The organism is Mixta calida (assembly GCF_002953215.1).
In the GTDB taxonomy this organism is placed as follows: domain Bacteria; phylum Pseudomonadota; class Gammaproteobacteria; order Enterobacterales; family Enterobacteriaceae; genus Mixta; species Mixta calida.
The window spans coordinates 3,585,300-3,608,715 of record NZ_CP026378.1; the positions used below are offsets into that span (position 1 = coordinate 3,585,300).

The 23,416-nt window shown below is 57.4% G+C and carries 21 protein-coding genes and 1 other RNA gene; 8 read left to right on the forward strand and 14 right to left on the reverse strand.

Annotated elements, in window-relative coordinates:
- Positions 1-3: 3 nt before the first annotated feature.
- The 4 genes from prfB to xerD form a co-directional block, all read right to left on the reverse strand.
- Positions 4-1,102, reverse strand: a protein-coding gene (gene prfB, locus C2E16_RS17105) for a peptide chain release factor 2 (protein WP_103790883.1) whose coding sequence is annotated in 2 segments (ribosomal slippage) — positions 4-1,026 and positions 1,028-1,102 — 1,098 coding nt in all. Because the reading frame shifts where the segments join, the coding sequence is not laid out codon by codon here.
- A 967-nt stretch (positions 1,103-2,069) separates the two neighbouring features.
- Complete coding sequence (gene recJ / locus C2E16_RS17110; protein WP_373996395.1) at positions 2,070-3,788, reverse strand: single-stranded-DNA-specific exonuclease RecJ; 1,719 nt, start codon at positions 3,786-3,788, stop codon at positions 2,070-2,072.
- Positions 3,789-3,806: 18 nt separating this feature from the next.
- Positions 3,807-4,511, reverse strand: a complete 705-nt coding sequence (dsbC, locus tag C2E16_RS17115; protein ID WP_038624335.1) for a bifunctional protein-disulfide isomerase/oxidoreductase DsbC — start codon at positions 4,509-4,511, stop codon at positions 3,807-3,809.
- Positions 4,512-4,536: 25 nt separating this feature from the next.
- Complete coding sequence (gene xerD, locus C2E16_RS17120; RefSeq protein ID WP_038624333.1) at positions 4,537-5,430, reverse strand: site-specific tyrosine recombinase XerD; 894 nt, start codon at positions 5,428-5,430, stop codon at positions 4,537-4,539.
- 107 nt (positions 5,431-5,537) lie between these two features.
- On the opposite strand from xerD, the gene fldB reads away from it, so the two are divergent.
- Positions 5,538-6,056, forward strand: a complete 519-nt coding sequence (fldB, locus tag C2E16_RS17125; RefSeq protein ID WP_038629888.1) for a flavodoxin FldB — start codon at positions 5,538-5,540, stop codon at positions 6,054-6,056.
- Positions 6,057-6,102: 46 nt separating this feature from the next.
- Here fldB and C2E16_RS17130 read toward each other — a convergent pair whose 3' ends face one another.
- A complete protein-coding gene (locus C2E16_RS17130) occupies positions 6,103-6,504 on the reverse strand; it encodes a protein YgfX (protein ID WP_052133863.1) in 402 nt (133 codons plus the stop codon).
- Complete coding sequence (gene sdhE, locus C2E16_RS17135; protein ID WP_038624329.1) at positions 6,488-6,766, reverse strand: FAD assembly factor SdhE; 279 nt, start codon at positions 6,764-6,766, stop codon at positions 6,488-6,490. Before sdhE ends, C2E16_RS17130 begins: the two co-directional genes overlap by 17 nt.
- Before the next feature lie 226 nt (positions 6,767-6,992).
- Here sdhE and ygfZ point away from each other — a divergent pair, with 226 nt between their 5' ends.
- Positions 6,993-7,976, forward strand: a complete 984-nt coding sequence (gene ygfZ / locus C2E16_RS17140) for a tRNA-modifying protein YgfZ (RefSeq protein ID WP_038624327.1) — start codon at positions 6,993-6,995, stop codon at positions 7,974-7,976.
- A gap of 41 nt (positions 7,977-8,017) precedes the next feature.
- Here ygfZ and trhA read toward each other — a convergent pair whose 3' ends face one another.
- Complete coding sequence (trhA, locus tag C2E16_RS17145) at positions 8,018-8,677, reverse strand: PAQR family membrane homeostasis protein TrhA (RefSeq protein ID WP_038624325.1); 660 nt, start codon at positions 8,675-8,677, stop codon at positions 8,018-8,020.
- Positions 8,678-8,897: 220 nt separating this feature from the next.
- Here trhA and C2E16_RS17150 point away from each other — a divergent pair, with 220 nt between their 5' ends.
- The 3 genes from C2E16_RS17150 to C2E16_RS17160 all read left to right on the forward strand — a co-directional run bounded on the left by C2E16_RS17150 (position 8,898) and on the right by C2E16_RS17160 (position 12,488).
- Positions 8,898-9,629, forward strand: a complete 732-nt coding sequence (locus C2E16_RS17150; protein WP_038624323.1) for a MurR/RpiR family transcriptional regulator — start codon at positions 8,898-8,900, stop codon at positions 9,627-9,629.
- Between the two features lie 214 nt (positions 9,630-9,843).
- Positions 9,844-11,280, forward strand: a complete 1,437-nt coding sequence (locus C2E16_RS17155) for a 6-phospho-beta-glucosidase (protein WP_084970471.1) — start codon at positions 9,844-9,846, stop codon at positions 11,278-11,280.
- 302 nt (positions 11,281-11,582) lie between these two features.
- The gene (locus tag C2E16_RS17160) at positions 11,583-12,488 is read left to right on the forward strand and encodes an endonuclease/exonuclease/phosphatase family protein (RefSeq protein WP_084970472.1); all 906 of its coding nucleotides are present in this window, start codon (positions 11,583-11,585) and stop codon (positions 12,486-12,488) included.
- A 101-nt stretch (positions 12,489-12,589) separates the two neighbouring features.
- On the opposite strand, the gene gcvP is transcribed toward C2E16_RS17160, so the two are convergent.
- From gcvP to C2E16_RS17195, 7 genes are all read right to left on the reverse strand, one after another.
- Positions 12,590-15,463, reverse strand: a complete 2,874-nt coding sequence (gcvP, locus tag C2E16_RS17165) for an aminomethyl-transferring glycine dehydrogenase (RefSeq protein ID WP_084970473.1) — start codon at positions 15,461-15,463, stop codon at positions 12,590-12,592.
- A 109-nt stretch (positions 15,464-15,572) separates the two neighbouring features.
- Positions 15,573-15,959, reverse strand: a complete 387-nt coding sequence (gcvH, locus tag C2E16_RS17170; protein WP_038624315.1) for a glycine cleavage system protein GcvH — start codon at positions 15,957-15,959, stop codon at positions 15,573-15,575.
- A 21-nt stretch (positions 15,960-15,980) separates the two neighbouring features.
- On the reverse strand, positions 15,981-17,075 hold the full coding sequence (gene gcvT, locus C2E16_RS17175) for a glycine cleavage system aminomethyltransferase GcvT (RefSeq protein WP_084970474.1): 1,095 nt from the start codon (positions 17,073-17,075) through the stop codon (positions 15,981-15,983).
- A 544-nt stretch (positions 17,076-17,619) separates the two neighbouring features.
- The gene (ubiI, locus tag C2E16_RS17180; protein ID WP_038624311.1) at positions 17,620-18,819 is read right to left on the reverse strand and encodes an FAD-dependent 2-octaprenylphenol hydroxylase; all 1,200 of its coding nucleotides are present in this window, start codon (positions 18,817-18,819) and stop codon (positions 17,620-17,622) included.
- 13 nt (positions 18,820-18,832) lie between these two features.
- Positions 18,833-20,011: a 2-octaprenyl-6-methoxyphenyl hydroxylase gene (gene ubiH / locus C2E16_RS17185; protein ID WP_084970475.1), complete on the reverse strand. Its 1,179-nt coding sequence runs from the start codon at positions 20,009-20,011 to the stop codon at positions 18,833-18,835.
- Positions 20,008-21,330: a Xaa-Pro aminopeptidase gene (pepP, locus tag C2E16_RS17190; RefSeq protein ID WP_084970476.1), complete on the reverse strand. Its 1,323-nt coding sequence runs from the start codon at positions 21,328-21,330 to the stop codon at positions 20,008-20,010. The genes ubiH and pepP overlap by 4 nt, the downstream gene beginning before the upstream one ends.
- A 48-nt stretch (positions 21,331-21,378) precedes the next feature.
- The gene (locus C2E16_RS17195; RefSeq protein ID WP_038624305.1) at positions 21,379-21,963 is read right to left on the reverse strand and encodes a YecA/YgfB family protein; all 585 of its coding nucleotides are present in this window, start codon (positions 21,961-21,963) and stop codon (positions 21,379-21,381) included.
- 169 nt (positions 21,964-22,132) lie between these two features.
- On the opposite strand from C2E16_RS17195, the gene zapA reads away from it, so the two are divergent.
- The 3 genes from zapA (at position 22,133) to C2E16_RS17210 (ending at position 23,389) form a co-directional block, all read left to right on the forward strand.
- The gene (zapA, locus tag C2E16_RS17200) at positions 22,133-22,462 is read left to right on the forward strand and encodes a cell division protein ZapA (protein WP_038624303.1); all 330 of its coding nucleotides are present in this window, start codon (positions 22,133-22,135) and stop codon (positions 22,460-22,462) included.
- Between the two features lie 40 nt (positions 22,463-22,502).
- A non-coding RNA gene (gene ssrS / locus C2E16_RS17205) (6S RNA) lies at positions 22,503-22,686 on the forward strand.
- 109 nt (positions 22,687-22,795) lie between these two features.
- Positions 22,796-23,389: a 5-formyltetrahydrofolate cyclo-ligase gene (locus tag C2E16_RS17210; RefSeq protein WP_084970477.1), complete on the forward strand. Its 594-nt coding sequence runs from the start codon at positions 22,796-22,798 to the stop codon at positions 23,387-23,389.
- Positions 23,390-23,416: the final 27 nt, after the last annotated feature.

Sequence of the window (23,416 nt, forward strand, 5' to 3'; positions counted from 1 at the left end):
TCCTTATAGCCCTGCTTTCAAACTTGCTTCAATGAAGCGATCCAGATCGCCGTCCAGCACCGCCTGCGTGTTGCGCGTTTCCACGCCGGTGCGCAGATCTTTAATGCGTGAATCGTCCAGCACGTAAGAACGGATCTGGCTGCCCCAGCCGATATCAGATTTGTTGTCTTCCAGCGCCTGTTTCTCAGCATTTTTCTTTTGCATTTCCAGTTCATAAAGCTTGGCTTTCATCTGCTTCATGGCCTGGTCTTTGTTTTTATGCTGGGAACGGTCGTTCTGACACTGGGTGACGGTACCGGTCGGAATGTGGGTAATACGCACGGCCGATTCGGTACGGTTAACGTGCTGACCGCCTGCACCGGATGCGCGGTAGACGTCGATGCGCAGGTCCGCCGGGTTGATTTCGATGTCGATGTCGTCATCCACTTCCGGGTAAACGAAGGCGGAGCTGAACGAGGTGTGGCGACGACCGCCAGAGTCGAACGGGCTTTTACGCACCAGACGATGCACGCCGGTTTCGGTACGCAGCCAGCCGAAGGCGTAGTCGCCGGAGATGCGGATAGTCGCGGATTTGATGCCCGCCACTTCGCCGTCGGAGACTTCGATGACTTCGGTTTTAAAGCCTTTATCTTCCGCCCAGCGCAGATACATGCGCAGCAGCATGCTGGCCCAGTCCTGCGCTTCGGTGCCGCCCGATCCTGCCTGCAGATCGATGTAGCAGTCGGCGCTGTCATATTCGCCGGAGAACATGCGGCGGAATTCCAGCTCGCCCAGTTTTTTCTCCAGGCCATCCAGCTCGGCGACGGCTTCGTTGAAGGTTTCTTCATCTTCCGCTTCAACGGCCAGGTCCAGCAGGCCGGTGACATCTTCAAGGCCCTGGCTCATCTGGTCGAGGGTTTCGACTACGGCTTCCAGCGCGGATCGCTCTTTGCCCAGCGCCTGAGCGCGTTCAGGTTCGTTCCAGACGTCCGGCTGTTCCAGCTCGGCGTTTACTTCTTCGAGGCGTTCTTTCTTGGCATCGTAGTCAAAGATACCCCCTAAGAACGTCGCTGCGCTCAGTGAGGTCCTGAATACGGTTTTTGACCGGATTAATTTCAAACATGGCTTTCGAATCTTTTAGGAAGTGTCTATGGATATGACCGGGCAGTTTACCCGAAAAGGCGAGGAGATTGTAGTTTTGTCCGGCGGTTTGTGCAGGTGCAGCGGGCGCGGGGTTTAAGGGGCTGGATTCGGATAGCAGGCGCGGGGTTTAAGGGGCTGGATTCGGACAGCGGGTGCGGGGTTTAAGGAGCAGGATTCGGACAGCGGGTGCGGGGTTTAAGGAGGCAGGATTCGGACGGCGGGCGCGGTGATTAAGGAGGCAGGATTCGGACGGCGGGCGCGGGGTTTAAGGAGGCAGGATTCGGACGGCGGGCGCGGGGTTTAAGGAGGCAGGATTCGGACGGCGGGCGCGGTGATTAAGTCGCTCACTTTCGGTCAGCGACGGGCAGGCCGCTACGTAAAGTCGTCGTCAATCCATCCCTGGAGACTCCGCCGCGTCATCCCTGACGCGGAGGCTTTACTTCGCGGCCTGCCCGCCGCCTCCCTGACATCGTGCAAATAGTTCGCCGTCCTGACATCGTGCGAATAGTTCACCGTCCTGACATCGTGCAAATAGTTCACCGTCCTGACATCGTGCAAATAGTTCACCGTCCTGACATTGTGCAAATACTTCACCGTCCAGTTATCGTGCAAAGGCTTTACCAAACAAAAGCCGATAAAATTTTAAAAGGTCAGGTTACGCAAGCGCGATATCAGAGGAGTAAGAGGGACAGGACGAGAGGCGGGCCTCCCGCGCCAGGGAAGGCGCGGGCGGAGGCCCCAGGGATGGGTGCATGCCGTCCCGCCGAGCGGCCTGTCCCTCTTGCGACCGGCACGGATTGCTTTTAACCAACCGACACAGCCCGGTTTTAACCAACCGGCACGGATTGTTTGTAACCAATCGGCACTGCCCGGTTTTAACCAACCGGCACGGATTGTTTTTAACCAATCGGCACTGCCCGGTTTTAACCAACCGACACCGCCCTGCCCTATAGCGGCCAGATATGTTCGATCAACAACTGCACGCTACGATTGCCGCGGAACTCATTCACATCCAGCTTATAGGCCAGCTCAACGTGACGCACGCTGGCGTCCGGCCAAAGACGCGTATCAATATTAAACGCGATGCCGTCCAGCAACGGCCCGCCGCCTAACGGCTCCACCATCACCTTCAGATGACGCTCGCCCACCAGACGCTGTTGCAACAGCTTAAATTTGCCGTCGAACACTGGCTCCGGAAAAGCCTGTCCCCACGGCCCCGCATCGCGCAGCATTTCCGCCACCGGCAGCGTCAGATCCGGCGCCGACAGCTCGCCGTCTGACCAGATAACGCCCTGCAATGCGTCCGCATCCAGCCACTCGCCCACCAGGGCGCTAAACAGCGTGCTGAACTGCTCGAACTTCGCCTCTTCAAGCGACAGACCTGCCGCCATCGCATGGCCGCCGAACTTCAGGATCAACCCCGGATTCAACGTATCCAGACGTTCAAGCGCATCGCGCAGATGCAATCCCGCTACCGAACGGCCTGAACCTTTCAGCGTGCCGTCGCCCGCAGGGGCGAAAGCGATTACCGGACGGTGAAAGCGCTCCTTCAGCCGGGATGCCAGAATACCTACCACGCCCTGATGCCACTCAGGATGATAAAACGCCAGACCCAGCGGCAGCGTATCGCTGCTGCGCTCCAGCTGATTACAGAGCGCCAACGCTTCCGCCTGCATCCCCTGCTCAATCTCTTTGCGCGTCTGGTTCAGCGCATCCAGCTCGCTGGCCAACATCCGCGCCTGCGCCAGATCCTCCGTCAGCAGCAGCGCCACGCCTACTGACATATCATCCAGACGACCGGCGGCATTAAGACGCGGGCCAAGCGCGAAACCTAAATCGCTGGCGGCCAGCTGGCGCGCATCGCGATTCGCCACTTCCAGCAGCGCGCGAATGCCGGGACGGCACTTGCCTGCGCGGATGCGGCTCATTCCCTGCCAGACCAGAATGCGGTTATTGGCGTCCAGCGGCACCACGTCCGCCACCGTGCCGAGCGCCACCAGATCGAGCAGCTCCGCCAGATTTGGGATTGCCAGGCCGTTATCGAACCAGCCCTGCTCGCGCAGATGCGCCCGCAGCGCCAGCATCAGATAAAACGCGACGCCGACGCCCGCCAGCGCGCGGGAAGGAAAAGTACTGTCATCAAGATTAGGGTTAACGATCGCTTCCGCTTCAGGCAGCGTTTCACCTGGCAGATGGTGATCGGTCACCAGCACAGGGATGCCTTTCTGGTGCGCGCACAGCACGCCCGCGTGGGAAGAAATGCCGTTATCCACCGTCAGGATTAGCTCTGCGCCGCGCGCCGCCGCCTGCTCCACCACTTCGGGACTCAGGCCATAGCCATCATCGAAGCGGTTAGGCACCAGATACTGTACGTGCTGACCGCCCATGCTGCGTAACGCCAGTACGGTCAACGCGGTGCTGGTGGCGCCGTCGGCATCGAAATCGCCGACGATCATAATCTGTTTTTGATCGCGCAGCGCCTGATGCAGCAGCTCAACCGCCTGCTGCATGCCGCTCAACCCCTGCCAGGGATGAAGGAATTTCGCGCCGCGCTCCAGCTCGCGCGCGTCGCCTATACCGCGCTGGGCGTAAAGGCGACGCAGCAACGGATGAAAATCCGTCGGCAAAGCTGTATCGGGCGCCGCCTCACGGCGGCGAAGTTGCATCGGTTTATTCACTGCTGATTAGCTACCGCTCTTTTGTTTATCAAGAAACTGCTTCATCTCCTGCGGCCCCTGATAACCTGGAATCATCATGCCATTCTCCATCAGGATGGCAGGCGTGCCCTGAATGCCGAACAGAATGCCCAGCTGATACTGCTTTTGAAGATCGATTTTGCAATCGATGGGAGAAACTTCGTCGCCTTTCATTGCCGCGTCGAACGCTTTATTACGATCCGCCGCGCACCAGATGGACTTCATTTTCTTCGCCACCTGCCCATTCATTCCTTCGCGCGGGAAAGCCAGATAGCGCACGGTGATGCCCAGCGCATTGTAGTCGGCCATCTCCTGATGCAGCTTGCGACAATAACCGCAGGTGATATCAGTGAAAACGGTAATCATATGCTGCTCTTTCGGCGCCTTATAGACGATCATCTCTTTGCTTAAGGCATCGACTTTTTTCTGCAGCTGTTGATTGGTGACGTTCACCGGATGCGCGCCGCTGACATCATATAGCGGCCCCTGAATAAAGTGCTTTCCATCTTCGGTGACATAGAGCACGCCGCTTTCAGAGAGCACGGTTTTCATGCCCGGCAACGGCGAAGGCTGGATCTCGACCTGTTGCAGTCCCAGCTTGCGCAAAGATTGCTGAATCGCGGCGTCATCCGCCTGGGCTACGCCAGCAACAGAAGCAGCCAGCAAAGCGGCGATGGCAAAAGTTTTTTTCATCCTGTTCCCTTATTACTCCGCCGCCTCAGGCGCGCGGATGATGCTGTTGATGTAACTGACGCAGACGCTCGGTGGCGACATGCGTATAAATTTGCGTCGTGGAGAGATCGCTGTGCCCCAGCAGCATTTGTACGACACGTAAATCCGCGCCGTGGTTCAACAGATGCGTGGCAAAGGCGTGCCGCAGCACGTGCGGCGACAGCTTCTCGCTGTCGATGCCGGCCAGCGTGGCGTAATGTTTGATGCGGTGCCAGAAGGTTTGGCGGGTCATCTGCTGCGCGCGGTTGCTGGGAAACAGCACGTCAATCGCCCGGCCGTTCAGCAGCCACGGACGACCATATTCCATATACTGTTCCAGCCAGTGTATCGCCTCTTCGCCCAGCGGCACCAGTCGCTCTTTGTTGCCTTTGCCGATCACACGCACCACGCCCTGGCGCAGACTGACATCGCTTATCGTCAGCCCCACCAGCTCTGAAACGCGCAGTCCGGTGGCGTAGAGCAGCTCCAGCATCGCTTTATCTCGCAGCTCAATCGGCTGATCGACGCTGGGCGCCTGTAGCAGCCGCTCCACCTGCGCTTCCGACAGATCCTTCGGCAGACGCTGCGGCAGTTTGGGCGACGAGAGCAGCGCGCTTGGATCGTCATCGCGCAGCTTTTCGCGATAGAGATACTGGAACAGCCGCCGCGTCGCGCTTAACAGGCGCGCCGAGCTGGTGGCTTTATAACCGCCCTCGATGCGCTCGGCAAGAAAAGCCTGTAAATCGGCCGCGTCTGCCTGGAGCAGAGAACGTTGGTGATGCGCCAGCCAGCCGGTCAGCGACAGCAGATCCTGTCGATAGGAGGTCAGGGTGTTTTGCGCCAGATTACGCTCTATCCACAGCGCATCGAGAAACTGTTCAATAAGATCGTTATCCTGCATCTTTTTCCCTCGCGCAAAGCCGTGAATTTCACCGCATTATGCCTGAAAGCGGCGCCCTTCTGATACAATTGCGCCCATCTGATGATATGAATGAGTAGATGTTCCGTATGAAAATTGGCCTTTTTTACGGTTCCAGCACCTGTTACACCGAGATGGCCGCCGAGAAAATTCGTGATTTTATCGGCGAGGAGCTGGTCACGCTGCACAACCTGAAGGATGACGCTCCAGCGCTGATGGAGCAGTACGATATGCTGATCCTCGGCATCCCGACCTGGGATTTCGGCGAATTGCAGGAAGACTGGGAGGCGGTCTGGCAGGAGATCCCGACGCTGAAGCTGCGCGGCAAAGTGGTGGCGCTCTACGGCATGGGCGATCAGCTCGGCTATGGCGAGTGGTTTCTCGATGCGCTGGGAATGCTGCATGAGCTGCTCGCGCCGATGGGCGTTCAGTTCGTCGGCTACTGGCCGATTGAAGGCTACGAGTTTACCAGCCCGAAACCGCTTACCGCCGACGGCACGCAATTTGTCGGCCTGGCGCTGGATGATGTGAATCAGTTTGAAGAGAGCGATGAGCGCATCGCCCAATGGTGCGAGCAGATCCTTACGGAAACCGCCGCGCTGCTATAGCAACCGCTGCGCGGGCCTTGCCTGACTTCACTGCCGCACGTGGCGTTTAGCCGGGCTCATATCCCTTAAACAGGCGACGCAGCGCGCGCCAGTTCGCTTCCGGCATGCTGTCCCGCATCAGCCACAATGACAGGCGTGTCCCCTGCGGCGTGCGCAGCGTAAGCAGTATGCCAAACGGCAGAATAAACGGCGGCCGCATCACCTGATAATCCCGCTGTCGCCAGCGCCAGATGCGGCTTTCCTCCGCCGTTAAGCGGCCGCTGAAGCGACGTTGTAGATGCAGACGTCGCCACAGTTCGCCGAGCATTAGCAGCAGCAGCACCATCATCAACGGCGCCAGCGACGGCGGCCAGGGCAACAACAGCAATCCGAAGACGAGCGGGCTATAGAGCAGGCAGGTTATCTGCTGCGCCCGCGCCGACGGGGAGAGATCAGATTGCCACCGCACCACGTTCCGGGCCACGCTGCTGGTTGCGCGTCTGAATCAGCTGCACCATACGTTTCAGCTCGGCATCGGCCGGCTCGCCGTGGTTCATCAGCCAGTTAAACAGATCGGGATCGTCGCTTTTCAGCAGACGAATAAACAGCGCCTTATCTTCATCGCTCAGCGAATCATATTCATATTTAAAGAAAGGCATAATGGCGATATCCAGCTCCAGCATGCCGCGGCGGCAGGCCCAGTGAATACGGGATTTATCGTTGATATCCATGTGTTCCGTCATCGGTTGGCTCAAACATGCAGGCTAGTGTAGCGCTTTTTTTCGGGCCTGTTGAAGGCAAATTCTCCCCCTGCGGGCCACAGCGCAAAGTGGCAATGCGGGTTGCGAGGTTATCACGCGATTTGTGCGTCCGCTTCAGGAAACAGGTTGCAAAGCCATACTGCTCTTTTAATATGAGGTCACTATTCCTTATCCACTGACTTTTTCAGGACTCCCTATGCCTGACTTTACGTTTCCACCGCGCCAGCCCGTTGCTTCCTCCCGACTGCCGCTGACGCTGATTTCGCTGGAGGATTGGGCGCTGGTTTCCGTGCAGGGCGCGGATAGCACCACCTATCTGCAAGGCCAGGTGACGCTGGACGTCGCTGCGCTGGCTGCCGAGCAGCATTTACCCTGCGCGCACTGCGATGCGAAAGGGAAAATGTGGAGCAACCTGCGACTGTTCCATCGCGGCGAAGGCTACGCCTATCTGGTGCGCCGCAGCGTGCGCGATATGCAGATCACCGAGCTGAAGAAATACGCCGTTTTTTCTAAGGTGACGATCGCCGCCGACGAACAGCCGGTTCTGCTGGGCGTGGCGGGCTTTCAGGCCAGAGCGGCGCTGACTCACCGTTTCGCCGCTCTGCCGGATGCGCAGACGCCGGTGGTGCAAGATGGCGATTCAACGCTGCTCTGGTTCGGCACGCCTGCCGAACGTTTCCTGCTGGTGACCACCGCGGAAAAAGCCGCCGAACTGAAAGAGGCGCTGGCGGGCGAGGCGCAGCTTAACGGCAGTCAGCAGTGGCTGGCGCTGGATATTGAAGCGGGCCTGCCGGTGCTGGATGAAAAAACCAGTGGCCAGCTGATCCCACAGGCGACCAACCTGCAGGCGCTGGATGCGATCAGCTTTAAGAAAGGCTGCTATACCGGTCAGGAGATGGTGGCGCGCGCCAAGTTCCGCGGCGCCAACAAGCGAGCGCTTTACTGGCTGGCGGGCAAAGCGGGACGTGTTCCGGAGGCGGGCGACGCGCTGGAGCTGAAGATGGGTGAAAACTGGCGACGCACCGGCACTATTCTGACGGCCGTACAGCTGGAGTCCGGCGATGTCTGGGTACAGGCGGTGCTGAATAACGATCTGGAGCCGGAAAGCGTACTACGCGTGCAGGGCGACGAGGGCGGCGAACTGGCTATTCAGCCGCTGCCCTACTCGCTGGCGGAATAACCGGTCTGAAAAATAAAAAGGCGGCCTTCAGGCCGCCTTTTTTAGGGCTTCAGTATATAAAGGTAGATCGCTAAAAAGTGGCAGATGCTGCCGCCCAGAACAAAGCCATGCCAGATGGCGTGGTTGTATGGAATACGCTTCGCCACATAAAAAATCACGCCCAGCGTGTAGATGATGCCACCCACCGCCAGCAGCCAGAGACCGCCCGGCGCCAGCTTGATCGCCAGCTGATAAATCACGATCAGCGAGAGCCAGCCCATCAACAGGTAAGTCACCACCGACAGCACCTTGAAACGGTGGATGAAGACCAGCTTAAAAATAATGCCCAGCAGCGCCAGACTCCAGATCACCACCATCAGACCATGCGCCAGCGGCGATTTCAGCCCCACCAGCAGAAACGGCGTATAGGTGCCGGCAATCAGTAAGTAGATCGCGCAGTGATCCAGCTTTTTCAGCCAGAATTTAGCGCGCGGGTTTGTAACAGCATGATAAAGCGTCGAGGCGAGAAACAGCAGAATCATGCTGCCGCCATACAGGCTGTAGCTGGTAATTGCCAGCGCGCCCGCATTAGCGTCGATGGCCTGGCTCAGCAGCAACACCAGCCCGACGATGCCAAAGATGCAGCCCAGGCCATGACTGATGCTGTTAGCGATCTCTTCCGCCAGCGAGTATCCCTCGGCTAATACATTTTTATTCGCCATATTCACCCCCTGAAATTGCGTAATGCCCTGTGCAAAAAAGGAAATCTTTATCGACAGGTTGCGCCGGTTTTTTACGCATTCAAAGACTAGCTGAGAATCATTTCAGTATACACCTGTAAGCTGAAAGAATTTTATGTCCGCCTGTAACGCTTACGCACGCATCGGCGAAAAAAACAAAATCTGGTAAGGTAGGCGCGGTAATGACTGACGCGGATACAGCATGTTTACTCACAGCATAATCTCAACGCTTAACGACACCGAGATGCAGGTTTATAACACCGTGATCAAAAGCGGTGACAAAGTGATGTATATGACCATCCGCGAGCTGGCGGACGCTGCCGGTGTCTCCACCACCTCGGTGCTGCGCTTCTGCCGCAAAATGCAGTGCGATGGTTATTCTGAATTTCGCATTCGCTTTAAATTATATCTGGAGCAGGAACAGCAGCGCCCGATTAATTATGGCGTGAATGAAATGGTCAGCTTCTTTAAAAGCATTAATAATGACGATTTCGAATATTTAATTAGCCAGGCGGTGGAGCATATTCTGGCGGCGCAGCGTATTATTTTTATCGGCGCGGGCACTTCCGGCACGTTAGGAAAATATGGTGCACGCTTTTTCTCTAACGTAGGTAAATTCAGTAATTACATCGACGATCCTTATTATCCGGTCAGCAATGATATGTATAAAGACGCAGTGGCGATTATCCTTTCCATTTCCGGCGAAACCGAAGAAATTCTGCGGCTTGCCAGCCAGTTCAGCCTGCATCGATGCAAAATCATTACCATTACCAATAGTGAAACCAGCTCGCTGGCGAAGCTGGCGGATTTTAATATCTCCTGCCATATGCCATTAATTCGCATGAACGGCGGCTTTGATATCACTACCCAGGTGCCGACGCTCTATATTATCGAAAGTATTGGTCGTAAACTCGCCAGCCGCCTGAGCGAATAAAACAAGCTGTTTTTTACAGGTAACAAATTACATTTGTCACGTTTCGTTATAACGTGACATTCCCCTGCGCTTTGCTACACTCCAAACAACCTTTATCACCGGCGCGTTATTATTTCACGCTCTCTTACCGCGGCATCGCCTTTATTTTGTAGCGGCCGCTGCGTGATAATCCGCGGCCCGACCGCTTTTTTACTGCAACAGTAAGGAACGCTTTATGACCAGGCATCAGTTACCGAAAGATTTTTTGTGGGGCGGCGCCGTTGCCGCGCATCAGGTTGAAGGAGGATGGGATCAGGGCGGCAAAGGCATCAGCATCTGCGACGTGCTTTCCGGCGGATCGCACGGCGTCGATCGTGTTATGACCGACGGCGTTCAGCCCGGTTATAACTACCCTAACCATGAGGCGGTCGACTTTTATCATCGTTATAAAGATGATATCGCGCTGTTTGCCGAAATGGGATTTAAATGCTTCCGCACCTCTATCGCCTGGACGCGTATTTTCCCTAACGGCGACGAACTGGAGCCGAACGAGGCAGGCTTACAGTATTATGACGATCTGTTCGACGAACTGTTAAAGCACGGCATCGAGCCGGTCATTACCCTTTCCCACTTTGAAATGCCGTGGCACCTGGTAAAACAGTACGGCGGCTGGCTGAACCGAAAAGTGGTCGACTTCTTTGTGCGTTTCAGCGAGGTGGTCCTGCGCCGCTATCAGCACAAAGTGAAATACTGGATGACCTTCAACGAGATCAACAACCAGCGTACCTGGAACTATCCGTTGTTCGGCTACTGCTGTTCCGGCGTGGTATTTACCGATCATGATAATCCTGAGCAGACCATGTATCAGGTAATGCACCATCAGTTTGTCGCCAGCGCGAAAGTGGTGGCGCTGGGACATCGCATCAATCCTGATTTCCAGATCGGCTGCATGATCGCCATGGTGCCCGTCTATCCTTTCTCGTGCCATCCAGACGATGTGATGTTCGCCCAGGAAGCGATGCACCGCCGCTATGTCTTTAGCGACGTGCAGATGCGCGGCTACTATCCCGCCTACGTGCTGCATGAGTGGGCGCGCAAAGGCTACCACATCGAGATGGAAGCGGGCGATGAAGAGACGCTGCGCAACGGCTGTTGCGACTACGTGGGCTTCAGCTACTACATGAGCAACGCGGTGAAGGCCAACGCCAAAGGCGAAGGCGACGCCATTACCGGCTTTGAAGGCAGCGTGCCGAATCCGCATGTGAAAGCCTCCGACTGGGGCTGGCAGATCGATCCGGTGGGCCTGCGTTACTCCCTAAACGCGTTATATGAGCGCTATCAGAAGCCGTTGTTTATTGTAGAAAACGGCTTTGGCGCGATTGATAAGCCGAATGCCGACGGCTTTATCGAAGATGATTACCGCATCGATTATCTGCGCGCGCACATCGAGCAGATGAAAAAAGCGGTGCTGGAGGATGGCGTCGACCTGATGGGCTACACGCCATGGGGCTGTATCGACTGCGTCTCTTTCACCACCGGTCAGTACAACAAGCGCTACGGCTTTATTCACGTCGATAAAAACGATGACGGCAGCGGCACTATGGCGCGCTCGAAGAAAAAAAGCTTCGCCTGGTATCAGCAGGTTATCGCCAGCAACGGCGAGCAGCTGTAAGATCAATAAAGGCCGGCGCTATCTCCGGCCTTTATGATTGCTATCCACCTTTATTATCCCTTCATTCATAAGGCTGTTAAAATATTATTTTAAAATTCATCGTTGATTAATAACCTGACAACATTTAGTGACCACAACAGCGAATTCATTTTACTGCGTAACAGATATTATTTCTCTTTCATACTGCTCGCTTGCCCATCGCCCCGCATTCAAACGCTGGCTTGTAATACATATCACATTAAACGCTTTCCTGTTATGCCATACTCCCGGCGCTCTATATTTACCCCCTAAATGGCAGGAAGATGAAAACTAACAATATTTCTTTTTTAATCGTGTTCAGCGTCATAAACGCTTTTTCTTTTCACGCCAGCGCCGCCCTTACCGGTTCAGAAATTCTTAAGGTTAATAAAGGAGGAACAGTTAATAAAATTTACACGAGCAATCTGCCCACTCTCAAGGTAGCCACCTATAATATTGGCAAAAACGAAGCGGCAGATAACGTTAAAGATTTAACGCATTTAAGCCAGGCGATAGGTAAAATTAACGCTGATATCATAGCGGTAACGGAAATTGATAATCAGACACAGCGTAGCGGGAAAATCAACCAGCTGGCTGACATTGCACAGGCGAATCATCTGTTTTACGCCTTCGGCAAAGCCCTGGATTTCGATGGCGGGGAATATGGCGTTGGTTTATTGTCGAAATATAAAATAGATAAATCCCAGGTGATTAATTTGCCTTCCGGCGAAGCGGAGCAGCGTGTTGTTTTGATCTCGCAACTCGCTGTACCCGGCTTTGATTCGCCGGTTATCGTTATGACCACGCACCTGGACTGGCAGAAGAACCCCGAAGTGCGCCTTAACCAGGCGCGTTATCTGCTTGACCTGAGCATAGGCGATGCGCCTTCCAATTTCGCCAATATCGCTTCCGCAGTTAAAATTCTGGCGGGTGACTTTAACTCCACGGCAAACGAACAGCCGGTTAAAGAAATCAATTATTTCTGGAATCCGGTCGTTAAAAACGGCGTCGATCTTCGAACCTGGCCCGCTATCAATCCTGCTCTGGACCTTGACCATATTTTTACGTTTAAAGGGCAGAAGTGGAACGTTAAGGGACTTAATGTTCCTGATGAAAAAGAGGGGTTCAACTGGGCGGCCGCCAGCGATCATTTACCGCTGATTGCTGAACTGGAACTCCAGGAACAATAAAACGTTTTTCATAAAAAAAGGGTTTGCTGGCAAACCCTTCTTATTTTACGCCTTATGTAACAACCGGCTGCGCCTGATAGTGCAGGCGCAGCCCAACGCGATTACTGGTATTCGCTCATCGGCACGCAAGAGCAGAACAGGTTACGGTCGCCGAATACATCATCCAGACGCTTCACCGTCGGCCAATATTTGTTATCGCTGCCCGCCGGGAAGACCGCCAGCTCGCGGCTGTAAGGATGCGACCACTCGCCTACCAGCTCCTGCTGGGTGTGCGGCGCGTTGACCAACGGGTTATCCTCCAGCGGCCATTCGCCATCCGCCACACGATCGATCTCCATGCGGATCGCCAACATCGCGTCGATAAAGCGATCCAACTCCGCTTTCCCTTCCGACTCGGTCGGCTCTACCATTAGCGTGCCCGCCACCGGGAACGACATGGTCGGCGCGTGGAAACCGTAATCAATCAGGCGTTTGGCGATATCCAGCTCGCTGATGCCGGTCTGCTCTTTCAGCGGACGAATATCGAGAATACACTCGTGCGCCACGCGGCCATCACGTCCGGCATAAAGGATCGGATAAGCCGATTGCAGACGGCTGGCGATATAGTTCGCGTTAAGGATAGCGACGGCGCTGGCCTGCTTCAGCCCTTCCGCGCCCATCATGCAAATGTACATCCAGCTGATCGGCAGAATCGAGGCGCTGCCGAACGGCGCGGCGGAAACCGCACCCTGCTGCGTCAGCATGTCGTCAATCTGCACCACGCTGTGGCCCGGCACAAACGGCGCCAGGTGGGCCTTGACGCCGATCGGCCCCATGCCCGGACCGCCGCCGCCGTGCGGAATGCAGAAGGTTTTATGCAGGTTCAGGTGAGACACATCGGCGCCGATATAGCCCGGCGTGGTGATGCCGACCTGCGCGTTCATATTAGCGCCGTCGAGGTAAACCTGGCCGCCGTACTGATGAACGATCTGACAGACTTCGCGGATCGTCTCTTCATACACGCCGTGCGTAGAAGGATAGGTGACCATAATGCAGGAGAGCGCCTTGCCCGCCTGCTCCGCCTTCTGGCGCAAATCGTGCAGATCAATGTTGCCCTGCTTGTCGCAGGCCACCACCACTACCGACATGCCGGCCATCTGCGCCGACGCCGGGTTGGTGCCATGGGCGGAGCTGGGGATCAGACAGATATGGCGTTCGCCTTCGCCACGGCTTTCATGGTAGCGACGGATCGCCAGCAGACCGGCGTATTCGCCCTGCGCGCCGGAGTTAGGCTGCATGCAGAGCGCATCATAACCGGTGAGCTGCACCAGCCACTGCGACAGCTGGGCAATCATTTGCAGATAGCCTCCCGCCTGCTCGGCGGGACAGAACGGATGCAGTTCGGCGAATTCCGGCCAGGTAATCGGGATCATCTCAGCGGCGGCGTTAAGCTTCATGGTGCAGGAGCCGAGCGGGATCATCGCCTGATTAAGCGCTAAATCCTTTTTCTCCAGACTGTGCATGTAGCGCATCATCTCGGTTTCGCTGTGATAGCGGTTGAAAACCGGATGCGTCAGCAGCGGCTGTTGACGTTGCAGCGCCGTCGGAATTGAGCCGCTGTTGGCTGCGACTGCGTTATCCAGCGCCTCAATATCCAGGCCATGCTCGTCGCCGAGCAGGATCGCGAACAGTGTGGCGACATCTTCCCGCGTGGTAGTCTCATCCAGCGTAATGCCGACCGCATGATGGATATCGGTACGCAGGTTAACGCCGAAGCTGAGCGCGCGCGCCAGCACCGCCGCCTTATCGTTTACCTCAACGGTAAGGGTATCGAACCAGTGTTGATGGCGCAGCGTCAGGCCGCCCTGCTTCAGGCCAGCGGCCAGAATATCGGTCAGGCGATGGATGCGCCCGGCGATGCGCTTCAGTCCTTCCGGGCCATGGAATACGGCATAGAAACCGGCAATATTGGCCAGCAGCACCTGCGAGGTACAGATATTGGAGTTCGCTTTTTCACGACGAATATGTTGCTCGCGCGTCTGCATCGCCATGCGCAGCGCGGTATTGCCCGCGGCGTCGCGCGAGACGCCGATAATGCGCCCCGGCATTGAACGCTTGTATTCATCGCGCGCGGCGAAGAAGGCGGCGTGCGGCCCGCCATAACCCATCGGCACGCCGAAACGCTGGGCGGAACCGAAGACGATATCCGCGCCCTGCTTGCCCGGCGCCTCCAGCAGCACCAGCGCCATAAAATCGGCCGCCACGCTGACGACGACGTTGCGCGCCTTGAGATCGGCGATGAGTGCGCTGTAGTCATGCGCTTCGCCGGTGGTGCCGATCTGTTGCAGCAGCACGCCGAACAGCTCGTCATGATCGCGCGCGCGCTCCGCTTTATCGATAATCAGCTCAAAGCCGAAGGTCTCCGCGCGGGTTTTCACGACGTCCAGCGTCTGCGGATGAATATCCTCGGCGATAAAAAATTTGTTGGCGTTCTTCAGCTTGCTGACGCGTTTGGCCATCGCCATCGCTTCCGCCGCCGCCGTCGCTTCGTCCAGCAGCGACGCGGAGGCGATATCCAGCCCGGTCAGATCCAGCGTCAGCTGCTGGAAGTTCAGCAACGCCTCCAGCCGGCCCTGCGACACCTCCGGCTGATAAGGGGTGTAGGCGGTATACCAGCCCGGATTTTCCAGCAGGTTGCGCAGGATAACGGGCGGCGTCAGCACCGGCGTATAGCCCATGCCGATATAAGATTTGAAACGCTGGTTGCGGCTGGCGATCGCTTTCAGTTCCGCCAGCGCCTGATGTTCCGTCAGCGCATCGCCGACAGCGGGCGGCCCCGGCAGCTGAATGTCGGCCGGCACGATGCTGGTGATTAACGCATTGAGCGAGCTGGCGCCGATCGCCTGCAGCATGCTTTCCTGCTGCGCGGGAGACGGGCCGATGTGGCGTTCGATAAAGGCGCCAGTATGTTCAAGCTGGCTGAGTGTCTGAGTCATGAATCGTCAATCCTGAAGAGCTGGCTACGGCTGGTGATAACGAGTCGTCTGTCGCGGCCCGTAAAGAGAGCCGCCCGCGCCTGACTGCGCGCGGACGGCCCGCCTGAAGTTATTCGTCGATGGCGGCCTGGTAGCCTTCGGCGTTCAGCAGCTGTTCCAGTTCGGACTCATCGCTCGCCTTGATGCGGAACAGCCAGCCTGCGCCGTAAGGATCGCTGTTCACCAGTTCCGGCGACGCTTCCAGATCGGCGTTTACCGCGACGATTTCGCCGCTCAGCGGCGCGTAAATGTCAGAGGCGGCCTTGACCGATTCGGCGACGGCGCAGTCATCTCCGGCGGCGAAGCTGGCGCCCGCGTCCGGCAGATCGACAAAGACCATATCGCCCAACAGCTCCTGCGCATGTTCGGTAATGCCTACGGTGTAAGTGCCGTCCGCTTCCTTACGCACCCACTCATGACTTTCACGATATTTTAATTCGTTTGGCACATTGCTCATCGCCGCATTCTCCTGAAATAGTTACTGAGCGACCGGCTTACCGGCGCGGACAAAAATAGGTTTGGTGACTTTTACCGGCATTTCCCGGTTGCGAATTTGCACGATAGCGCGTTCGCCGATGCCTGCCGGCACGCGCGCCAGCGCGATGCTGTAGCCCAGCGTGGGCGAGAAGGAGCCGCTAGTGATAACGCCCTGGTGCAAGTTGCCCTGCGCGTCGGTGAACATCACCGGCAGTTCATTACGCAGCACGCCCTTCTCCGTCATGATCAGGCCCACCAGCTTGTCGGTACCTTTTTCACGCTGCAATTCCAGCGCCTCCCGACCAATAAACTGGCGATCGGTCGGCTCCCAGCAGAGCGTCCAGCCCATATTCGCCGCCAGCGGCGAGACGCCTTCATCCATTTCCTGACCGTAAAGATTCATGCCCGCTTCGAGACGCAGCGTATCGCGCGCGCCCAGCCCGGCGGGCTTCACGCCAGCGGCCAGCAGGCGCTGCCACAGCCCGGCGGCCTGCGCGTTCGGCAACGCGATTTCATAGCCGCTTTCGCCGGTATAACCGGTGGTAGCGATAAACCAACCGTCCGCCTCGACGCCGAAAAAGGGCTTCATGCCGCTTACCGCCTGGCGCTGCGCGTCGCTGAAGACCGTTTGCGCTTTCTGCTGCGCCTGCGGTCCCTGAACGGCGATCAATGCCAGATCGTCGCGCTCTTGCAACGTGACGCCGAACGGCTGCGCATGCTCGCCGATCCACGCCAGATCTTTGTCGCGCGTAGCGGAGTTAACCACGAGGCGAAACCATTCTTCGGTCATAAAGTAAACAATCAAATCGTCAATCACGCCGCCCGATGCGTTGAGCATCGCGCTGTAGAGCGCCTTGCCCGGCTGCGTCAGACGCGCAACGTCGTTGGCCAGCAGGATGCGCAGAAATTCCCGGGTGCGCTCGCCGCGCAGATCGACAATGGTCATATGGGAGACATCAAACATGCCGGCATCCTGACGCACCGCATGATGTTCATCGATCTGCGAGCCGTAGTGCAGCGGCATCATCCAGCCATGGAAATCGACCATGCGGGCGCCGCAGGCCTGATGCTGTTCATACAAAGGAGTCTGCTTCATAACATTCCTGTGCGTTAACGGGTTGGGTAGACGCTAAATGTGGCTAAAACGTCCGACGCAAACGTTCTCTTTGCCCTGACGTTACCACTGAACGCCGGTTTTAACCATAAGCTAAACAGGGGCGAAACGGCGTCGGCATCGTCCGATGTCTTTGGGATTGTGCAGAATTTTTGACTACAAAAATGCGTCATAAGGCACATAACGAACAACAGACGCGCAACAAAGCCGTTTAAAAACCAGACAGCGGATAAATAACGTGAAAATCGCCCGGCACAGAAAAGACTTACTCATGAGCAAAAGTAATGCGAAGCAGGGAGTGAAATTAGAATAATTCAAATGAGCGCGCGAAAAGCGTGCGCGCGCCTCAAAATGGTGCGAATCGCGTTGGAGCCTCGAATAACGTCGCGTCAGGGCGGGGCTGAGCACCCCAACGCCTTCAATACGCTTAGAGAAAAGATGCGTGAGGGCAACAGGCATGGCGCAAAAATGAAAAAGGACCTTTCGGCCCTTATTGAAGAGATGTCTCAGCGCAATGAGAAAGATATCAGCGCAGCCATTCCGGCAGATCGTGCAGCCCCATCGCCTGTTTCAGCAGGCGCGGCTTCACGCCAGGCAGGTTGTCCGCCAGCCGCAGGCCGACGTCGCGCAGCAGCTTTTTTGCCGGATTATTGCCGGCAAACAACTCACGAAAGCCCTGCATGCTTGCCAGCATCACGGCGGCGCTGTGCTTGCGCGTACGCTCATAGCGACGCAGATAGAGATGCTGACCGATATCTTTGCCCTGCTGATGCAGGCGGCGGATTTCGCCTGTCAGCTCGGCGGCGTCCATAAAGCCCAGGTTGACGCCCTGCCCCGCCAGCGGATGAATGGTATGCGCGGCGTCGCCGACCAGCGCCAGCCGGTGAGCGGCAAACTGGCGGGCATAGCGCGCCATCAACGGAAAGGTCTGGCGTTCGCTCTCTACCTTGCATAGCCCCAGACGCATATCAAACGCCACCGACAGCTGCTGGTTAAACAGCTCGGCGGGCATATCACGTAGCCGCGTCGCTTCCTGTGGTGACAGCGACCAGACGATTGAACAGAGATGCGGATCGCTGAGCGGCAGAAACGCCAGGATGCCATCGCCGTGGAACACCTGACGCGCTACCGCCTGATGCGGCTGTTCGGTGCGAATATTGGCGACCAGCGCATGATGGTCGTAGTCCCAGAAGGTTAACGGGATATCGGCTTTGCTGCGCAACCACGAGTGGGCGCCGTCGGCGCCGATCAGCAGCCGGGCGCTCATCATATTGCCGTCTTCCAGCGTAATAAAGGCTTCGTTATCGCCGAAGGCGACCTGTTGCAGCTGCGCCGGCGCCAGCAGCGTGATATCGCTCAGCTGCTGCGCGCGCTGCCAGAGCGCCTGGTGGATCGCCTGGTTTTCAATGATATGGCCAAGATGGCTGACGCCCTGGGGCTGATCAAATTCAATACGGCCAAAGCTGTCGCGATCCCATACTTCCATACCGTGATAGCTGCTGGCGCGCAGCGCCAGAATCGCTGACCAGACGTCAAGATGCTGTAACAGACGCTCGCTGGCCGCGTTAATGGCGGAAACGCGCAGTCCGTGCGGTTCGTTGGGGTTAAACGCGTCCGGCGCCGCTTTCTCCAGCACCGCGATACGCAGCCCGCAGCCCTGTAAGCCGCAGGCGACCGCCAGGCCAACCATACCGCCGCCGGCGATCACCACATCATAAGTTTGCATTGAAATCCTCTTTTCAGCGCGTTACCCAGCCCAGCGTCCGCTCCGCCAGGCGGTTGCGCAGCCAGGGTAAATTATCCATTGTCATCAGGCCGAGATTACGCCCAACGACCAGCGGCAGGTAGCGGTTGGCGAACAGCCGCACCAGCCCATCCGTTATGCCGATCGTGGCGTCACGATCGGTTGCGCGTCGTTGTCCGTAGCGCTGCAGCACGGCGAAGCTGCCCGCATCCTGCCGCTCGCGATGCGCCGCCGCCAGCGTTTCCGCCAGCGACATAACATCGCGCATGCCGAGATTGAAGCCCTGTCCGGCGATCGGGTGCAGCGTCTGCGCCGCGTTGCCCACCAGCGCCAGCCGATGCGCGACCGTCTGGCTGGCCATTTGCAGCGCCAGCGGATAGCTGTGGCGCTGCCCCACATGGGTAAAACGCCCCAGCCGCCAGCCGAACGCCTGTTGCAGCTCCGCTAAAAAGGTCGCGTCGCTCCAGCCGTCGATGCGTGTTTTCGCTTCCGGCGGATGACACCAGACCAGCGAACTGCGGCCGTTCGACATAGGCAGCAGCGCCAGCGGCCCGTGTTGCGTGAAACGTTCAAACGCCCGCCCCTGATGGGCGATCTGCGTCGTCACGTTGGCGATAACCGCGATCTGCTGGTAATCCTCGCTGCGCCACTGAATGCCGCAGGCGGCGGCGATATGCGAACGGGAACCATCCGCCGCCACCAGCAGCTGTCCATCCAGCTTTTCGCCGCTCGCCAGCGTGACGCTGACGCCATCCTGCCGCCGCTCAACCCGGCTGACCGTTTCCGGGCAGCGCAGCGTCACGCCCGGCGCTTTGCGTAGCAGCTGATAGAGCCGGTTGCCCACCTCATGCAGCTCAACCACATTGCCCAGCGCCGCAACGCCATAATCGGCGGCGTCGATATTCACAAAACCGGCGTGCCCGCGATCGCTAACGTGCACATGGGTAATCGGCGTGGCGCAGCTCGCCAGCGCAGGCCAGAGGTTAAGGCCCGCCAGCTGCTGGCAGGTGCCTTCCGCCAGCGCGATCGCCCGTCCGTCATAGCCTGGATGCGCGCGGTCTCCCGGCGCGACCGCCTCAATAACTGTTACCGGCAGTGCGCCCTGAGTAAGATGAGAGATCGCCAGCGCCAGGGTTGCGCCCGTCATGCCGCCGCCGGCAACGATCACGCTCATGCCTGTTGCGCTGCCGCCATCAGCGCTTCGATAGCGTCAGCGTCTTTCACTACGCTATCGGTAAGATTTTCATTGCCCTGTTCAGTAATCAGGATGTCATCCTCAATGCGCACGCCGATGCCGCGATATTCCGGCGGCACGTCGGCGTCCGGCGCGATATAGAGTCCCGGCTCGACGGTTAACACCATGCCCGGCTCCAGGATACGACCGCGATCCGGCGTGCCGTAGTTACCGACGTCATGCACATCCAGCCCCAGCCAGTGACTCAGCCCGTGCATAAAAAATTGCCGGTGCGCATTTTCCGCGATCAGCTGCTCGACGTCGCCCTGCATCACGCCAAGTTCGACCAGCCCGCTCACCATGACGCGCACGACCTCTTCGTTCACCTGACGGATGCTGACGCCGGGACGAAACAGCGCAAGCGCCTTGTAGAGCGAGGCCAGCACGATGTCGTAAATCGCGCGCTGCGGCGCGCTGAATTTGCCATTCACCGGAAAAGTGCGGGTAATATCGCCTGCGTAACCGTGGAATTCGCAGCCCGCATCGATCAGCACCAGATCGCCATCGCGCAATTCGCTTTCGTTTTCGGTGTAATGCAGAATGCAGGCGTTGTCGCCGCCGCCGACAATGGTGTTGTAGGAAGGGTGCTGCGCGCCATGGCGGGTAAACTCGTGGTGAATTTCCCCGGCGAGCTGATATTCAAACATGCCGGGCCGACAGGTCTGCATCGCCCGTGTATGGGCCATAGCGCTGATTTTCCCGGCGCGACGCAAAATATCCTGTTCTTCGGGATCTTTGAACAGCCGCATTTCATGCACCCAGGGACGCCAGTCGGTCAGCGTGTCCGGCGCCGTCAGGTTCTGCCGGAAGCCGCGACGCAGCTTGTCCAGCGCGCTAAACAGGATGCGATCGGCAAATTCATATTCGCCCTGCGCATGATAGACCACATCAAGGCCGTTCAGCAGCTGATGTAGCTGTTCATCCAGCGCATCCCACGGCAGCGCGCGATCGACGCCCAGCTTCTCCGGCGCCGCCTCCTGTCCCAGACGACGGCCGAACCAGATTTCCGCCTGTTTATCGCGCACGCGGTTAAACAGCACGCTGTGATTATGCGTGTCGTCGCTTTTAATCAGCACCAGCAGCGCTTCAGGCTCGTTAAAGCCGGTGAAGTACCAGAAATCGCTGTTCTGACGGTAAGGGTATTCACTGTCCGCACTGCGCGTGACCTCCGGCGCGGCGAAAATCAGCGCCGCGCTGCCCGGTGCCATACTCGCCAGCAGCCTCTGGCGGCGCTGCAAAAAAGTATCCAGCGTAATCATCCGTATCTTCTCCCTGAGTGAGGCCGTCGCGCGGCGATAGCAAAACGATCAGTGTAGCGTCGGTTTTTTCATCTCCGGCGCGGTCGGCATCTCCGGCGGGTTGAATGTCTCGTGGCACAGCAAGGCCGCCACGCGCACATACTCAATCACTTCTTCCAGCGACTGCGCCAGCTCTTCGCGATCGTCTTCTTCTTCATCATAGCCAAGCTGAGCGATGGTGCGCAGATCGTCGATGGCTTCGCCAGCTTCGCCTTTTACCTTATCCAGTTTAGGCTGCGTTACGCCCAGCCCCAACAGGAAGTGGTTCACCCAGCCGGCCAGCGCGTCGGCGCGCTCAAAGACGCTGCTCTCTTCTTCATCGGGCAGCATCAGCTGGAACAGAAAACCTTCTTCTTCCAGCGTGTCCTGAATATGGCCGTGCAGCGCCTGCAGCGGCTGGGACAGCGACTGAGAGAACGCCAGTCCTTCGTTGGTCAGATCGTGAACCAGCGTTTTCCAGCTGTGATCTTTATTGCCACCGCAGACAATGCCGCTGATCAGGCCATGCATTTCAGCCGGTGTCATTCCCACGCCCTGTTGGCTAAGAGCGGACGCCAGCGCCTGATAGCCCGGCTGTGTGTTATCTGTAGACATACGCATTCATCATCGTTGGCGGATTAAGTTCGTGATATGCTACCACCAGGTGCCTTGGGGTTTCCAGAAAGGGCTTGTTTCTTCACACAAGGGTCGATATAGTGGCGCCCCTTCTGAGCCGGAGCAGGTTCAGAGCGATGCGGGCGCAGTAATCAGTCAGGAAGGTGGCATGTCTGCACAACCGGTAGATATTCAGATTTTTGGACGTTCATTGCGCGTGAATTGTCCGCCTGAACAGCAAGATGCGCTGAATGCGGCGGCGGAAGATCTTAATCAGCGGTTGCAAGATCTGAAAGTTCGCACTAGAGTCACAAATACAGAGCAACTGGTGTTCATCGCGGCGTTGAACATTTGCCATGAGCTGGCGCAGGAAAAGGTGAAAACCCGAGACTACGCTGCTAACATGGAACAACGCATTCGCATGTTGCAACAGACCATTGAACAAGCGCTGCTTGAGCAGGGTCGTATAACTGAACGCCAGGGTGCGAAGTTCGAATAATACTTTGCGGCCAACTGTGATACAGTGGCGGTGAGGTCAAATTTCTCTGAGATGTTTGCAAGTGGGCCAGTCCCCTGAGCCGATATTTCAAACAAACAGAATGTGACGCTCCGTAACCTGTGAGCATGCCCGGTCCGTCCGGGAAGCCTAATGGTTGCGACGGCATGTTCACCTTGAACCAAGGGTTCAAGGGTTACAGCCTACGGCGGCATCTCGGAGATTCCCTTCTTTATCCCTTTCGTTGTTGCTTTTCCCGGCGCGTTGCCGACGGGTTGAAAGTACTTGCCTCTGCTGTGTATAGTCGCAACACACCCGCAGGCGCAGGAAAATCCCATGTCTCACTCTCAGCTCGATCGCCAGGTTATCCGTACTCACGTCCGTCATTTGCGGCGCGGGCTGAGCGCTGAACAGCAAACCCTGGCGGCGGACAGCGTTGCCGAACATGCGCTAAACGTGGCGCCGGTGGATCAGGCGCAGCATATCGCCCTGTTTCTCTCCGTTGACGGCGAACTTAATACCCGCCCGCTTATCGCCCGGCTCTGGCAGCATCATAAGCAGGTTTATCTGCCCGTTCTGCACCCCTTTTCGCCCGGCAATTTGTTGTTTATCCGTTACACGCCGGAAACCGTGCTGACGCAGAACCGTCTGAGAATTCCCGAACCCCCGCTTGATATACAGAACCTGATTCCGCTCGATCGACTGGATGTAATGTTCGTGCCGCTGGTGGCGTTCGATCGCCAGGGACAACGGCTCGGCATGGGCGGCGGCTTTTACGATCGCACCTTGCAGAACTGGCGTCGGCATCGGTTTCTGCCGATAGGGCTGGCGCATGACTGCCAGCAGGTTGAGAAGCTGCCGTGCGCCGACTGGGATGTGCCGTTACCGGCGATTCTGACCCCTTCGCATTTCTGGCAGTGGGAAAAGTAAAACGCCGCCCTGAGACAGGACGGCGTG